The following is a 15487-nucleotide window of genomic DNA, read 5'->3' as shown; positions in this document are numbered from 1 at the left end:
GCCAAAACCAGCAGGGAGCCTGAGATGAGCCTATTAGAAGAAAACCAATCCACCGACCTGGAAAAAATCGTTGGCCTGAGCCGACGCAGCTTCATCAGCGCCGGCGCCCTGTGCGGGGCGGCGATGTTCCTGGGTGGCAACCTGCTGAGCCGCAGCGTGCTGGCCGCCGCCGTGAGCGAAGGCAACAGCAGGCTGCTGGGCTTCGACAGCATCGCCGCCACCAGCGCTGACACCATCACATTGCCGCCGGGCTACAAGTCCTCGGTATTGATCAGTTGGGGCCAGCCGCTGCAAAGGAATGCGCCGGCCTTCGACCCCAGTGGCAACGGCACTGCCCGGGCCCAGGAAATGCAGTTCGGTGACAACAACGACGGCATGAGCCTGTTCCCGTTCTCCGGTGACAACAACCGTGCGCTGATGGCGATCAACAACGAATACACCAACTACCGCTACCTCTTCTCCCATGGCGGCCTGCCGCAGTCCGCCGAAGACGTGCGCAAGGCCCAGGCCAGCGAAGGCGTCTCGGTGATCGAAGTCCAGCGTCGCCGTGGCCAATGGCAGTTCGTCCAGGAGTCGCGCTATAACCGCAGGATCCACGGCAACACGCCAATCCGCCTGCGCGGCCCGGCTGCCGGACACGAGCTGATGAAGACCAGCGCCGACAAGAGCGGCAAGAAAGTGCTCGGTACCTTCCAGAACTGCGCCAACGGCATGACACCGTGGGGCACCTACCTGACCTGTGAAGAGAACTTCACCGATTGCTTCGGCAGCAGCAAGCCCGACCTGCAGTTCGACGAAGCGCAGAAGCGCTACGGCGCCACCGTTGCCAGCCGTGAGATCAACTGGCACCTGCACGACCCACGCTTCGACCTGGCGAAGAACCCCAACGAGCTCAATCGCCACGGCTGGGTCGTGGAAATCGATCCATTCGATCCAGATTCCACGCCGGTCAAACGTACGGCCCTGGGCCGCTTCAAACATGAGAACGCCGCCCTCGCCCAGACCAATGACGGCCGCGCCGTGGTGTACATGGGCGACGACGAACGTGGCGAATTCATCTACAAGTTCGTCAGCCGTGAACGCATCAACCATCGCAATGCCAAGGCCAACCGCAACCTGCTGGACCACGGCACGCTGTACGTGGCGCGCTTCGATGCCGGTGACGGCAACCCGGACCATCCGAAAGGCAAGGGCCAGTGGATCGAACTGACCCATGGCAAGAACGGCCTCGACGCCAGCAGCGGCTTCGCCGACCAGGCCCAAGTGCTGATCCACGCACGCCTTGCCGCCAGCGCCGTTGGCGCCACGCGCATGGACCGCCCGGAGTGGATCGTGGTCAGCCCGAAAGACGGCCAGGTCTACTGCACCCTGACCAACAACTCCAAGCGCGGCGAGGAAGGCCAGCCGGTGGGCGGACCGAACCCTCGGGCCAAGAACGTCTACGGACAGATCCTGCGCTGGCGCACCGACCGCGACGACCATGCCTCCAAGACCTTCTCCTGGGACCTGTTCGTCGTCGCAGGCAACCCGACGGTGCATGCCGGCACGCCAAAGGCCGGTTCATCCAACATCAATGCGCAGAACATGTTCAACAGTCCCGATGGCCTGGGTTTCGACAAGGGCGGACGGCTGTGGATTCAAACCGACGGCGACTCCAGCAACACCGGGGATTTCGCCGGCATGGGCAACAACCAGATGCTCTGCGCCGATCCTGACAGCGGCGAAATTCGCCGCTTCATGGTCGGGCCAGTGGGTTGTGAAGTGACCGGCATCAGTTTCTCGCCGGACTACAAGGCCATGTTCGTCGGGATCCAGCACCCGGGGGAAAACGGCGGTTCGACATTCCCTGAGCATCAGCCCAATGGCAAGCCACGCTCCTCGGTGATGGTGATCACCCGGGAAGACGGTGGAGTCATCGGCGCCTGACAGGGCCTCATCGCGAGCAAGCTCGCTCCCGCAATGGTTCCGCTATCCCTGTGGGAGCGAGCTTGCTCGCGATAGCGTCAGCACAGCCGCCACCTATCTGCCTCTGTCTGCGCTACCATGCCGGGCCGGACGCGGCAGCCCTGCCGCTGCGCAGGAGTCAGCATGTCCCATCCATTTGAAAACCTCACCCCCGACCTGGTACTCGATGCCGTTGAAAGCATTGGCTTTCTCAGCGACGCCCGGGTAATGGCCCTCAACAGCTACGAAAACCGGGTCTATCAGGTGGGTATCGAGGATGCCGAGCCGCTGATCGCGAAGTTCTATCGCCCCCAGCGCTGGACCAACGAAGCGATTCTCGAAGAGCACCGCTTCACCTTCGAACTGGCCGATTGCGAAGTGCCGGTGGTGGCTCCACTGATCCACAACGGCACCAGCCTGCATGAACATGCCGGATTCCGTTTCACCCTGTTCCCCCGTCGCGGCGGTCGTGCACCGGAGCCGGGCAACCTCGATCAGCTCTACCGCCTGGGGCAACTGCTCGGGCGCCTGCATGCGGTGGGGGCCACTCGCCCCTTCGAACATCGTGAAGCCTTGGGCGTGAAGAACTTCGGCCATGATTCGCTGACCACCGTATTGGAAAGCGGATTCATCCCCCGCAGCCTGCTGCCCGCCTACGAGTCGGTGGCCAGGGACCTGCTCAAGCGTGTCGAAGAGGTCTACGCCGCCACACCCCACCAGAACATCCGCATGCACGGTGACTGCCATCCGGGCAATATGATGTGCCGCGACGAGGTCTTCCACATCGTCGACCTGGACGATTGCCGCATGGGACCGGCAGTGCAGGACCTGTGGATGATGCTGGCCGGTGATCGGCAGGAATGCCTGGGACAGTTGTCGGAATTGATGGACGGGTATCAGGAGTTCCACGACTTCGACCCGCGGGAGCTGGCCCTGATCGAGCCCCTGCGCGCGTTGCGCCTGATGCACTACAGCGCCTGGCTGGCGCGGCGCTGGGATGATCCGGCTTTCCCTCGCAGCTTCCCGTGGTTCGGCAGCGAACGCTACTGGGGCGACCAGATACTGGCGTTGCGCGAGCAACTGGCGGCGCTCAATGAAGAGCCGCTGAGGCTGTTCTGACGACCGCCGCGGATCCCTTGTGGGAGCGAGCTTGCTCGCGATTACGCTCGAACATTCGACGCCCTTGTCGACTGACCCACCGCTATCGCAAGCAAGCTCGCTCCCACAGGGGATTGCAGTGAAACGCTCACAAAGGTTCACAGCACAACCCGAAAAATCTCCTTACAATCACGCCTTTGTTAGCTGCCTAAGCAAGGATTCTGCATGCAAGCCGCCAACCCGCGCCGCGGGTATATCCTGGGCCTGAGTGCCTACATCATCTGGGGTCTGTTCCCGATCTACTTCAAGGCCATCGCCAGCGTGCCGTCGGTGGAGATCATCATCCATCGGGTGCTGTGGTCGGCCCTGTTCGGCGCGGCGTTGCTGCTGGTCTGGAAACACCCGGGCTGGTGGCGCGAACTGCGGGACAACCCACAGCGCCTGGCGATCCTGGCCCTGAGCGGGACACTGATCGCGGCCAACTGGCTGACCTACGTCTGGGCGGTGAACAACGAGCGCATGCTCGAAGCCAGCCTGGGTTACTACATCAACCCGCTGGTGAACGTATTGCTGGGCATGTTGATCCTCGGCGAGCGCCTGCGCCGCATGCAATGGCTGGCGGTGGGTTTGGCGGCGGTCGGCGTGGCGCAGCAGGTCTGGCAAGTGGGCAGCCTGCCCTGGGTGTCACTGGTGCTGGCGCTAACCTTCGGCTTCTACGGATTGATCCGCAAGCAGGCACCGGTCAAGGCCCTGCCAGGGCTGGTGGTGGAAACCTGGATGCTGGTGCCGATCGCCATCGCCTGGTTGCTGTTCAATCCCACGGCCACCAGTGCCCAGGCGGCGTTCTGGACCACCTCCGAAGCCTGGTGGCTGGTGGCGGCAGGCCCCGTGACGCTGGTGCCGTTGGTGTGCTTCAACGCCGCAACACGGCATTTGCCCTACACTACCATCGGTTTTCTCCAGTACATCGCGCCAACGCTGGTGCTGCTGCTCGCCGTAATGCTGTTTGGTGAGCACCTGTCGCCCAGCACACTGGTGGCGTTCCTGTTTATCTGGGCCGGGCTGGCGGTGTACAGCGTCGATGCGGTGATCAGCATGCGTCGACGCAGCTGATCAAAAAACGCACAACCCTCTACAGGCCACGTCTGGCGTGGCCTGCGCTCATCCTTCCCAAGGTTATCCACAGCGTGATCCCCGCCGTTTGTGCACAAGCCCTTGAAAACTGATGATTTTTTGAGCATTCCTCGCCGAGGCCCGGCGGGCTTGGGCTGGAGCCGGGTCTCTACAGGTTATCCACAGGCAGGCGCAGTTTTTCCTTGGATAACCTTCGTCACGCTTCGTCGCTGAGCTTGAGCTCCACCATCAACTCATCGGCCAGGGTTTCCAGGCGTTCCTGCAAGGTGTCCAGCGACAGGGTCAACGGCACGCCCAGGATCGCTTCGGCGTGAAACAACAACTCGCTGCTCATCGGCGCCGGCCCGACATGGGTCACCAGGCGCTCGACGTTGACACCCTGTTCGCTCAGCAATCGAGTGATGTCCCGCACGATACCGGGACGGTCGTTACCCACCAGTTCCATGGCAATGGGTTTCCAGTCGCAGGATTGCTCCACCGTGCTTTCTGCGATCAGGACGCGAATGCCATTCACCGACAGCCCCTGCAAGGCTTCGATCAGCGCTTCCTGGGATTCGGCCGGGGCGCTGATGCGCAAGATCCCGGCGAATTGCCCGGCCAGGCGCGACATGCGGCTTTCCAGCCAGTTACCCCCATGCGCGGCGATGCAGTCGGCAATGCGCTCGACCTGCCCGGGCCGGTCCGGGGCAAAAACTGTGATGACCAAGTGGTCCATGGCGCAGCCCTCTTGTTGTGAGAAGCGAAAGTATAGGCAGAGCACACCCTCCTGTGACACATGCGCCCAGATGGACATCTGGCAAATCGTGTACAGTTTTTTATTTTTATCTGGAACAATTCATCTGTTTTTTGAGAACATCTCATGCCTCGCCGTGACTGTACTGCTTTAGTCGGTCGCGGAACGACGCAATTAGTCTAATTTTCACAACCGCAACTGATCATGTAGTATTCCGCAGCGCGCACTACATAATGTTGGACCGATGTCGGCTCAAGGCGCAGTCGCATCCCTGAAAAGCCCTATCCGCAAGGCTTGATACCCAGCCGCCAGTGATGGCATGTACTGGTTCCGGGGTTTGTGCTTTAAATGTCCCGAGGCTTCATTGTCAAATTCGAGAGCTGAAAAGCGAAATAGCTGAGCAGAGTGAGGCAAGCAATGACTGAACACGTTCAAGTCGGTGGCCTTAAGGTCGCCAAAGTCCTGTTCGACTTCGTGAATAACGAAGCCATTCCCGGAACCGGCCTCACCGCCGACGCGTTCTGGGCCGGTGCCGACAAGGTCATCCACGACCTGGCGCCGAAGAACAAAGCCCTACTCGCCAAACGCGACGATTTCCAGGCACGTATCGATGCCTGGCACCAGGCACGTGCCGGCCAGGCCCTTGATGCCGTGGCTTACAAAGCCTTCCTGCAAGACATCGGTTATCTGCTGCCAGAAGCAGCGGATTTCCAGGCCACGACGCAAAACGTCGATGACGAGATTGCCCGCATGGCCGGCCCGCAACTGGTGGTGCCGGTCATGAACGCCCGCTTCGCCCTGAACGCCTCGAACGCCCGCTGGGGCTCTCTGTACGACGCCCTGTACGGCACCGACGCCATCAGCGAAGCCGATGGCGCGGAGAAAGGCAAAGGCTACAACAAGGTACGCGGCGACAAGGTCATCGCCTTCGCACGCGCCTTCCTCGACGAAGCCGCTCCCCTGGCGGCAGGCTCTCATGTCGATTCCACCGCTTATAAAATCGTCGACGGCAAGCTGGTCGTCACCCTCAAGGGTGGCAGCAACAGCGGCCTGCGTGACGATGCCCAACTGATCGGTTTCCAGGGCGACGCCTCGGCTCCGGCGGCCGTGCTGCTCAAGCACAACGGTCTGCATTTCGAAATCCAGATCGACGCCAGCACCCCGGTTGGCCAGACCGACGCCGCCGGCGTCAAGGACATCCTGATGGAGGCCGCACTGACCACCATCATGGACTGCGAAGACTCCGTCGCGGCGGTGGACGCCGACGACAAGGTGGTGATCTACCGCAACTGGCTCGGCCTGATGAAGGGCGACCTGTCGGAGCAGGTGTCCAAGGGCGGCCAGACCTTCACCCGCACCATGAACGCCGACCGGGCGTACACCGCCGTCGACGGTTCGAGCCTGACGCTGCACGGCCGTTCGTTGCTGTTCGTGCGCAACGTCGGCCACCTGATGACCATCGACGCAATCCTCGACAAGCACGGCAACGAAGTGCCGGAAGGCATCCTCGATGGCTTGGTTACCAGCCTGGCGGCGATCCACAACCTCAACGGCAATACCTCGCGGCGCAACAGCCGTACCGGCTCTATCTACATCGTCAAGCCGAAGATGCACGGCCCGGAGGAAGCGGCTTTCACCAACGAGCTGTTCGGTCGCATCGAAGATGTGCTGAACCTGCCGCGCAATACCCTCAAGGTCGGCATCATGGATGAGGAGCGCCGTACCACGGTCAACCTCAAGGCCTGCATCAAGGCCGCCAGCGAACGTGTAGTGTTCATCAACACCGGCTTCCTGGACCGCACTGGCGATGAAATCCACACCTCCATGGAAGCCGGTCCGATGGTGCGCAAGGCGGATATGAAGGCCGAGAAGTGGATTGCCGCCTACGAGAACTGGAACGTCGACATTGGCCTGAGCACCGGCCTGCAAGGTCGCGCCCAGATCGGCAAGGGCATGTGGGCCATGCCGGACCTGATGGCCGCGATGCTCGAACAGAAGATCGCCCATCCGATGGCCGGGGCCAACACCGCCTGGGTACCGTCGCCGACTGCCGCGGCCTTGCACGCACTGCACTACCACAAGGTCGACGTGTTCGCCCGCCAGGCCGAACTGGCCAAGCGCGCCCGCGCCTCGGTGGATGACATCCTGACCATCCCGCTGGCCGCGAACCCGAACTGGACGCCGGAGCAGATCAAGAACGAACTGGACAACAACGCCCAGGGCATCCTGGGTTATGTCGTGCGGTGGATCGACCAGGGCGTGGGGTGCTCGAAGGTGCCGGACATCAACGATGTCGGCCTGATGGAAGACCGCGCGACCCTGCGTATTTCCAGCCAGCACATCGCCAACTGGCTGCGCCATGGCATCGTTACGCAAGACCAGGTGATGGAAAGCCTCAAGCGCATGGCCCCGGTGGTGGATCGCCAGAACGCCAGCGACCCGCTGTACCGCCCGCTGGCGCCGGACTTCGACAGCAACATCGCCTTCCAGGCGGCGGTCGAGCTGGTGATCGAAGGCACGAAGCAGCCCAACGGCTACACCGAGCCGGTGCTGCACCGCCGTCGTCGCGAGTTCAAGGCAGCCAATGGTTTGTGATTGAGCGATAGAGACGCAACGCAAAAAGCCCTGATCGAAAGATCAGGGCTTTTTCATTGGAAGTAACAACAATGCCAACACCGGAAATAACGCCAAGCGCTGCTTTTGTGGCGAGGGATATCCCCGCTGGGTTGCCGGGCAACCCTGAAGCCTGTCGGCTCGGCGTGTCAGGTTAATTGGAATCAGCTTGCTGGGCTGCTGCGCAGCCAGCGGGGATGAATTTTCTCACCACCGTTCAGGTTCCACTGGCGACCTCAAAGATCCATCCCCAACTCATGCTTGACCAGCCCCAGCAACTTCTCGGTGTCGATGGGCTTGAGCAGGAAGTCCACCACGCTCAGATGCATGGCCTCAATGGCATCTTTCACGTCGGCATCGCCGGACACGATGATGATCGGCAACGCGGCCCGCTCGGACTCGCGCACCAGGCGCACCAGCTCCAGTCCATCGACATTGCCCATGCGAAGATCCGTGATCAGCAGGCCGATCGACGGCTTGGTCTCCAACATCTTGAGCGCGGTTTCCCCGCTGGCCGCGGTCATGCAGCGGATGCCGTCCAATGCCAGGATTTCCGACAGCAACTCGCGGGCATCCTTGTCGTCGTCGACGATCAGGACGCGCTGCGGCGGCAGGTCAGGTTCCAGCATGACGGCATTCAGCGCCTCGCGCTCGGCGTCACTCAAAATATCGTGGTCGGACATGATGCTCTCTACGTTCTTGAAATCGATCCCCTGGCTCAGTGGTCAGACATCGTTCGGCAGCGCTTCAATGTGCACTTCGTCGGATTTTTTTCCAAGAAGATTCAATGAAGTTTTTTTCAGGGCGCCGCGCGGGCTTCTCCCGTCATGGCGGCCCTTTGCCGAGACCTAGACTTACGTCCAATGGGCACCCCACCCGCAGAGGTTGACCATGGGGAACAGATCCGACCACAACAATTCAAAAAAGACTCGCAATGGTTATGAAAAAAGCGGACGCCTTCATCCAGGCAGGGAAAACCGCGGTGTTGCAGAACATCCAGGGCACATTGCAGTTTCTCCAGCGCTTTCCCCCGTTCAACCAGATGGAGAACGCTCACCTGGCTTATCTGGTGGAGCAATGCCTGCTGCGGTTCTACGCTCCGGGCGAAACCATCATCAAGCCGGCCGATGGACCGGTGGAGCATTTCTACATCGTCAAGCAGGGCCGGGTAGTGGGAGAGCGTCCACATTCGGCCAAGGGTGGCACCGAGACTACGTTCGAAATCACCACGGGCGAGTGCTTTCCCCTCGCCGCGCTGCTGGGCGAGCGCGCAACACGCACCGAGCACCGGGCTGGCGAGGACACCTTCTGCCTGCAATTGAACAAGCAGGCTTTCATCAAGCTGTTCGCCCTTTCCAGCCCCTTTCGCGATTTCGCCCTGCGTGGGGTCAGCAGCCTGCTCGACCAGGTCAACCAGCAAGTCCAGCAGAAGTCCGCGCAGGCCCTCGGCACCCAGTACTCGCTCAATACGCGCTTGGGTGAGCTGGCGATGCGTCATCCGGTCAGTTGCAGCCCTGACACGCCGCTGCGGGAAGCCGTGAAGCTGATGCACGAGCAGCAGGTCGGCAGCATCGTGGTGGTGGATGAACAGAAAGCGCCGGTGGGGATCTTCACCCTGCGCGACCTGCGCCATGTGGTGGCCGACGGTTCCGGGGATTTTTCCCAGGCCATCGCGGTGCACATGACCCAGACCCCGTTCTACCTGACGCCGGACCACAGTGCCTTCGATGCGGCCATCGCCATGACCGAACGCCACATCGCCCATGTCTGCCTGGTCAAGGAGCATCGGCTGTGCGGGGTGGTATCGGAGCGGGACCTGTTTTCGCTGCAACGAGTCGACCTGGTGCACCTGGCACGGACCATTCGCAACGCTCCGCGCGTGGAGAACCTGGTAGGCCTGCGCGGCGAGATCGGCCAACTGGTGGAGCGCATGCTGGCCCACGGCGCATCGTCGACCCAGATCACCCATATCATCACTTTGCTCAACGACCATACGGTGTGCCGGGTCATCGAGCTGACCCTGGCCGACAAGGGCGACCCGGGCGTACCGTTCAGCTGGTTATGCTTCGGCAGTGAAGGTCGACGGGAGCAGACCCTGCACACCGACCAGGACAACGGCATACTCTTCGAGGCCCGGGACGCGGCCCATGCGGCGCAGATTCGCGGCCTCCTGTTGCCCATCGCCCAACAGATCAACCAGAGCCTGGCGCTCTGCGGCTTCGCCCTGTGCAAGGGCAACATCATGGCCGGCAACCCCGAGCTGTGCCTGTCCCGCGCCGAATGGGCCCGGCGCTTTGCGGCGTTCATTCGCGAGGCGACGCCGGAAAACCTGCTGGGATCGAGCATCTATTTCGACCTGCGAGTGGTCTGGGGCGATGAACAGGGTTGTGAACAGTTACGCCGGCAGATTCTCGACCAGGTGGCCGATAACCGCCTGTTCCAACGCATGATGGCCGATAACGCCCTGCGCCATCGGCCACCGGTGGGGCGTTTCAGGGATTTCGTGCTGAGCCGCAAAAACGGCGAAAAAGCCACCCTCGACCTGAAAGTCCAGGGCCTCACTCCCTTCGTCGATGGGGCCCGCCTGCTGGCGCTGGCCAATGGCATCGAGGCCAACAACACCCTGGAGCGCCTGCGGCAGCTGGTGGCCAAGGGTGTGATCGAAGCGCTGGACGGCGCGGCCTATGAAGAGGCGTACCACTTCATCCAGCAGACCCGCATGCAACAACACCAATTGCAGACCCGCGAAAACCTGCCTTATTCCAACCGGGTCGATCCCGACAGCCTCAATCACCTGGACCGTCGCATCCTGCGCGAATCCCTGCGCCAGGCCCAACGCCTGCAAAGCAGCCTGACGCTGAGGTACCAGCTGTGAACCTGTTTTCCTGGCTGCGTCCGGCCCCGCCAATGCTTGCGGACTCGTTGCAGCGACGCCTGGCGGAACTGCCGACGCCCACGCCCCTGGGCGAGTGCAGCTTGCGGGAGCAGCGCTGGGTGGTGGTGGACCTGGAAACCACCGGCCTGAACCTGAACAAGGACCAGGTGTTGTCCATTGGCGCGGTAGTGATCGAAGACGGCGCCATCGACTTCAGCCAGCAGTTCGAACGCACCCTGCAATGCGAAAAGGAAAAACTGGGCCCCAGTGTGCTGATCCATGGCCTGGCGCCCAGTGCCATCGCCGCCGGGAGCGACCCAGCCGAGGCGCTGCTGGCCTTCATGGAGTTCGTCGGCGACAGTCCGCTGCTGGCTTTTCACGCACCGTTCGATGCTCACATGCTCGGACGCGCACTGAAGGACTACCTGGGCTACCGCTTGCAGCACCCGTTCCTGGACGTGGCGGACCTGGCGCCGATGCTCACCCCCCAAGCCCACCTGCGCAAGGCCGGCCTGGATGAATGGGTCGACTGGTTCAAGCTGCAGGTTTTCGATCGCCACAACGCCAGTGCCGACGCGCTCGCCACCGCCGAGCTGGCGCTGATCCTGTTCAGCCGCGCTCGCCAGCAACAGATCCAGAGTCCGCTGGACCTGCAGCAGCGCCTGGGCCAATGGAAACGGCGACAACAGGCCCCTTCGCTTTGACCTGAGCTGGCGAACACGCTGCGCTTGTGGGAGCCAGCCCTCATGCAGGATGTGCAACACCACCCGACCGGCGCCAATTGCTTTCCCGCCCCCGCCTCTGCCACAATCGCGAACAATTCTCGTTACTTAAAACATCGGTGATACTCCGTGTCGTCAATTCCTGGCCCTCACAGTGATCTGGTTGGTGCGCTGTACCGTGACCATCGTGGCTGGCTATTGGCCTGGTTGCGGCGCAACGTCGCCTGCCCGCAACGGGCCGAGGACTTGAGCCAGGATACGTTCGTGCGCCTGTTGGGCCGCGAGCAATTGAAGGCACCCCGCGAACCCCGGGCCTTCCTGGTGGCGATCGCCAAGGGGTTGCTGTTCGACTATTTCCGTCGGGCGGCACTGGAGCAGGCCTATCTCACCGAACTGATGCTGATTCCAGAAGGCGAGCAGCCATCGCCGGAAGAACAGCACTTGATCCTCGAGGACCTCAAGAATATCGATAGGCTGCTCGGCAAACTGTCGAGCAAGGCTCGCGCCGCGTTCCTCTACAACCGCCTCGACGGCCTCGGCCACGCCGAGATCGCCGAGCGCCTGGGCGTTTCGGTTCCCAGGGTGCGCCAGTACCTGGCCCAAGGCATGCGTCAGTGCTACATCGCACTTTACGGAGAACCGACATGAACCCGGTCCATTCCAAACCGGTTTCGTCCAGCGTCCTGGACATGGCCATCGCCTGGCAACTATCCCTGGACTCGGGCAGCGGCACTCCCCAGGACCGCGAGGCCTTCGCCCAATGGCATGCCGCCGACGAAGAACACGCCCGGGCCTGGCGGCAACTGGGCATGCTCGACCAGCGTTTCAGCGTGGCCAGCGGGCCGGCGCGGGCCGCGTTGCTGCAGTCGCGGGTCAGCATCCGGCGTCGGTTGCGCAAGGTAGGCAGCGGCCTGGCCAGTATTGTCGCGGTGATCGGCCTGGCGCTGTTTGCCGGGGAGCGTTACCTGCCGCTGGACTACTGGCTGGCCGACCAGCGCACCGCCACGGGCGAACAACGCACCCTGCGCCTGGCTGACGGAACGCTGATCAACCTCAACACCCACAGCGCCCTCGATGTGCGTTTCGACGATAAGCAACGGCGCATCATCCTCCAGGAAGGCGAGATCCTGGTGGAAACCGGCCACAACGATCCGCGTCCGTTTATCGTGCAGACTCGCGAAGGCAGCCTGCGTGCCCTGGGTACGCGGTTCCTGGTCAAGCGCGAGGAGGACGCCACGCGCCTGAGCGTCCTGCAGTCCGCCGTGGCGGCCCATCCCGAGGCAACACAGCAGGAACAGATTCTTCGCGAAGGCCAGCAGGTGCTGATGCGCCGCAACGGCTTCGGGCCGACGGTGGCCTTGAGTCCCGGTGCCGATGCATGGACCCGTGGCATGCTGGTGGTGGACAACGCCCGTCTGGAAGAGCTGGTCCATGAACTGGGGCGCTACCGTCGCGGCTACCTGGGCGTCGAACCACAAGTGGCGGATTTGCGCATCACCGGCAGCTTCCCGTTGCACGACACCGACCTGGCCTTGACCGCGCTGCTGCCAACCTTGCCGGTACAGATAGAGCATCACACCCGCTGGTGGGTCATGGTGCAACCGAAGACCGAAGCCAAGCCGTGAGAGGACGGGTTTTCGGCGGATAGCTCAATATGAGCAGGCTCGCTCCACAGTGACCCGGGTGACCCCACCATTGCGGGCCACGCAGCCTCTTGTGGGAATGAGCCTGCTCGCAATGAGACCACCTGAGCGCCGCCTGATCCGACAGGTGGCATCCATCCAATCTGAATCTAAATTATTTTCATCCAGCCCTATCACTTTTCGACTTTCATCCGGCATCCAGGCAATTGAGAAATATTTCCATTCAGGAGCCGCCGTATGTCCCGTCCGCTAGACACCCTGTTGCGCCCCAGCCTGTTGGCCGTCGCCATTGCCTTTGCCGTCCCGTTGGCCAGCGGCCCGTTGCTGGCAGCCGAACAGGCTTCCAGCGTGCGCGCCTACAACCTGCCTTCCGCGCCATTGGCCAGCACCCTTAACCAGATTGCCAGCCAGGCCGGCCTCGCCTTGAGCCTGAGCCCTTCCCTGGTCTCAGGTAAGCAGTCGGCTCCGGTCCAGGGCCAGTTCGATGCCATCGGCGCATTGCGTGAAGCCTTGCGCGGCACCGGCCTGCAACTGGAACAAAGCAGCGCCGGCACCTACAGCCTGGCCGCCGTGCCCGAGGGCGTCATGGCCCTGCCGGAAACCAGCGTGATCGGCGCGGGCATCAGCGAAACCGCGTGGGGCCCGACCGAAGGTTATGCGGTCACCCGCACCGCCGCCGGCACCAAGACCGATACTCCGATTGTCGAACTGCCACGCTCGGTTTCCGTGGTCACGCGCCAGCAAATGGAAGACCGCTCCGTCCTCAACCTCAACGATGCCCTGCGCTACACCGCCGGCGTACAGAGCAGCGGCTACGGTTCGGACTCGCGTAACGACTGGCTGCTGGTGCGCGGTTTCGTACCGACCCAGTTCCTCGATGGCCTGCCGCTGCCCAAGGGCAACTACGTCACGCCGAAAATCGAGACTTGGAACCTGGAGCGCATCGCCGTGTTGCGCGGCCCCGCATCTTCGGTCTACGGCCAGACGCCGCCGGGCGGCCTGCTGGACATGGTCAGCCGTCGCCCACAGGCCGAGAGCAGTCATGAAGTGGAAGTACAGGCCGGCAGCTACGAGCACAAGCAGATCAATTTCGACAGCACCGGCAAGGTCGATGACGAAGGCCAGTTCCTTTATCGGGTCAGCGGCACCGTGCGCGACAGCAATTCCCAGGTCGATCACATTCCGGACAAGCGCTACAACCTCGCGCCGAGCCTGACCTGGAATATCAACGATGACACTCGCCTGACCTTCCTGACCCAGTTCACCCGCGACGACACCGGTATTACCGGGCAATTCCTGCCATTACAGGGCACCAAGCTGTCTTCGCCGGCGGGCAAGATTTCCCATCACAAGAACCTGGGGGATCCAGAGTGGGAATTCTATGACCGCACCTATTACGCACTCGGCTACGCGTTCGAACATCGCCTGAACGATACCTGGCAGTTCCGCCAGAACCTGCGCTATACCAAGAGCGACCTGGAGACCCAGGGCATCTCCGCTGGCGGACAATTCTGGCCAGCGGGGCCTGACGAGGCGGTAAGCGCCGATGGCACCATCAAGCGCAGCGCCAGTGTCATCGATGAAGACATCAGCCAGTTCGCTGTGGATAACAACTTCCAGGCCGACTTCCAAACCGGCGTTCTCAGCCACACCCTGCTGCTGGGCCTGGATCACCAGCGCTCGAACAGCAATGCGCGCTGGGACTGGGGTTCGAACGGTGTGCCGACCAGCAATATCCACAACCCGATCTACGGACAGGATTTCTCCAACGTCCAGTACTTCACCATGTATGACTACAACCAGAAGACCAACCAGACCGGCCTCTACATCCAGGACCAGATGGCCCTGGACAACTGGCGCCTGACCCTTGGCGGACGCGAGGACTGGGTCCACACCGGCACTGAGTTCCACAACCTCAACAACGTCACCAACACTCAGCGGGACAAGAAATTCAGCGGCAACGCCGCCCTGAGCTACGTCTTCGATAACGGCGTGACACCTTACATTTCCTTCGCACAGTCGTTCCAGGCCGCGGCAGGTTCAACGGTCAACAGCACCGATGCGTTCAAACCGACCGAGGGCGAACAGTACGAGGCCGGGATCAAGTACCAGCCCCCCGGCACCAGGACCTTGCTGACCGCCGCGGTGTTCGACCTGACCCAGAAGAACAACTCCGTGACCGAAAACAACGTCACTCGCCAGGTGGGCGAAGTCCAGGTCCGGGGCCTGGAGCTGGAGGCTTCGGGCAACGTGACCGACAACCTGAAACTCGTCGGCTCCTATACCTACAACGACAGCGAAATCACCAAGGGCACCGCGGCCGAAAAAGGCAAGCGCATGGCCCAGGTCCCGCGTAACCAGGCCACGGCGTGGGCCGACTACACCTGGCACAACGGCCTGCTGGACGGCTTCGGCGTGGGCGCAGGCGTGCGTTATGTCGGCGACACCTACGGCAACACCACCAACACCGACTGGGGCCATGTCGGCTCCTACACCGTGTACGACGCATCGGCCCATTACGACCTGGGCCGCCTGAACAAGACCCTCAAGGGGGTTACGGTGGCGGTGGACGCGAAGAACATCTTCAACAAGGACTACCTGTCCACTTGCGATGGTTTCTATTGCTACTACGGCGACCAACGCAACGTCGTTGCCAGCGTGAATTACAAATGGTAATCGGTTAGCCTTTGCGGCAAACCTTTCGAGGGTCAGCCGTGGCGAGTAA

General features: G+C 62.1%; 11 protein-coding genes. 9 read left to right on the top strand and 2 right to left on the bottom strand.

Annotated features, from left to right (window positions below; translation table 11 throughout):
• Positions 1–24: 24 nt before the first annotated feature.
• The 3 genes from BW992_RS09540 to rarD all read left to right on the top strand — a co-directional run bounded on the left by BW992_RS09540 (position 25) and on the right by rarD (position 4155).
• Positions 25–1926 (top strand): PhoX family protein, encoded by a 1902-nt coding sequence (locus BW992_RS09540; RefSeq protein WP_076406071.1) that lies wholly within the window; start codon positions 25–27, stop codon positions 1924–1926.
• Positions 1927–2088: 162 nt separating this feature from the next.
• Positions 2089–3063, top strand: coding sequence for a serine/threonine protein kinase (locus tag BW992_RS09535; protein ID WP_072389829.1), 975 nt, complete (start codon positions 2089–2091; stop codon positions 3061–3063).
• A 204-nt stretch (positions 3064–3267) separates the two neighbouring features.
• Positions 3268–4155, top strand: a complete 888-nt coding sequence (gene rarD / locus BW992_RS09530) for an EamA family transporter RarD (RefSeq protein ID WP_072430856.1) — start codon at positions 3268–3270, stop codon at positions 4153–4155.
• 217 nt (positions 4156–4372) lie between these two features.
• On the opposite strand, the gene BW992_RS09525 is transcribed toward rarD, so the two are convergent.
• A complete protein-coding gene (locus BW992_RS09525) occupies positions 4373–4891 on the bottom strand; it encodes a glycine cleavage system protein R (protein ID WP_072389836.1) in 519 nt (172 codons plus the stop codon).
• Between the two features lie 435 nt (positions 4892–5326).
• Here BW992_RS09525 and BW992_RS09520 point away from each other — a divergent pair, with 435 nt between their 5' ends.
• Complete coding sequence (locus BW992_RS09520; RefSeq protein WP_076406069.1) at positions 5327–7504, top strand: malate synthase G; 2178 nt, start codon at positions 5327–5329, stop codon at positions 7502–7504.
• A 254-nt stretch (positions 7505–7758) separates the two neighbouring features.
• Here the strand turns inward: BW992_RS09520 and BW992_RS09515 are convergent, their stop codons facing one another.
• A complete protein-coding gene (locus tag BW992_RS09515; RefSeq protein ID WP_072389842.1) occupies positions 7759–8205 on the bottom strand; it encodes a response regulator in 447 nt (148 codons plus the stop codon).
• Between the two features lie 257 nt (positions 8206–8462).
• Between BW992_RS09515 and BW992_RS09510 the strand changes: the two genes are divergently transcribed.
• The 5 genes from BW992_RS09510 (at position 8463) to BW992_RS09490 (ending at position 15438) form a co-directional block, all read left to right on the top strand.
• A complete protein-coding gene (locus BW992_RS09510; RefSeq protein ID WP_305367269.1) occupies positions 8463–10397 on the top strand; it encodes a putative nucleotidyltransferase substrate binding domain-containing protein in 1935 nt (644 codons plus the stop codon).
• A complete protein-coding gene (locus BW992_RS09505; protein ID WP_072389848.1) occupies positions 10394–11101 on the top strand; it encodes a 3'-5' exonuclease in 708 nt (235 codons plus the stop codon). Before BW992_RS09510 ends, BW992_RS09505 begins: the two co-directional genes overlap by 4 nt.
• Positions 11102–11248: 147 nt before the next feature.
• Positions 11249–11767 carry an RNA polymerase sigma factor gene (locus BW992_RS09500; RefSeq protein ID WP_072389851.1) on the top strand — a complete coding sequence of 173 codons (519 nt, stop codon included), beginning with the start codon at positions 11249–11251 and terminating at the stop codon, positions 11765–11767.
• Positions 11764–12744 carry a FecR domain-containing protein gene (locus BW992_RS09495; protein WP_072430858.1) on the top strand — a complete coding sequence of 327 codons (981 nt, stop codon included), beginning with the start codon at positions 11764–11766 and terminating at the stop codon, positions 12742–12744. The genes BW992_RS09500 and BW992_RS09495 overlap by 4 nt, the downstream gene beginning before the upstream one ends.
• Before the next feature lie 255 nt (positions 12745–12999).
• The gene (locus tag BW992_RS09490) at positions 13000–15438 is read left to right on the top strand and encodes a TonB-dependent siderophore receptor (protein ID WP_076406067.1); all 2439 of its coding nucleotides are present in this window, start codon (positions 13000–13002) and stop codon (positions 15436–15438) included.
• The last annotated feature ends 49 nt before the right edge of the window (positions 15439–15487 follow it).

The sequence above is a fragment of the Pseudomonas sp. 7SR1 genome, from assembly GCF_900156465.1.
In the GTDB taxonomy this organism is placed as follows: domain Bacteria; phylum Pseudomonadota; class Gammaproteobacteria; order Pseudomonadales; family Pseudomonadaceae; genus Aquipseudomonas.
This window is presented reverse-complemented; position numbering and strand designations above follow the sequence as displayed.

Coding starts and splice junctions, on each gene's coding strand:
- BW992_RS09515 (WP_072389842.1), bottom strand. CDS start 8,205: ATGTCCGACCACGATATTTTGAGTGACGCCGAGCGCGAGGCGCTGAAT.
- BW992_RS09495 (WP_072430858.1), top strand. CDS start 11,764: ATGAACCCGGTCCATTCCAAACCGGTTTCGTCCAGCGTCCTGGACATG.
- BW992_RS09510 (WP_305367269.1), top strand. CDS start 8,463: ATGAAAAAAGCGGACGCCTTCATCCAGGCAGGGAAAACCGCGGTGTTG.
- BW992_RS09520 (WP_076406069.1), top strand. CDS start 5,327: ATGACTGAACACGTTCAAGTCGGTGGCCTTAAGGTCGCCAAAGTCCTG.
- BW992_RS09490 (WP_076406067.1), top strand. CDS start 13,000: ATGTCCCGTCCGCTAGACACCCTGTTGCGCCCCAGCCTGTTGGCCGTC.
- BW992_RS09535 (WP_072389829.1), top strand. CDS start 2,089: ATGTCCCATCCATTTGAAAACCTCACCCCCGACCTGGTACTCGATGCC.
- rarD (WP_072430856.1), top strand. CDS start 3,268: ATGCAAGCCGCCAACCCGCGCCGCGGGTATATCCTGGGCCTGAGTGCC.
- BW992_RS09525 (WP_072389836.1), bottom strand. CDS start 4,891: ATGGACCACTTGGTCATCACAGTTTTTGCCCCGGACCGGCCCGGGCAG.
- BW992_RS09540 (WP_076406071.1), top strand. CDS start 25: ATGAGCCTATTAGAAGAAAACCAATCCACCGACCTGGAAAAAATCGTT.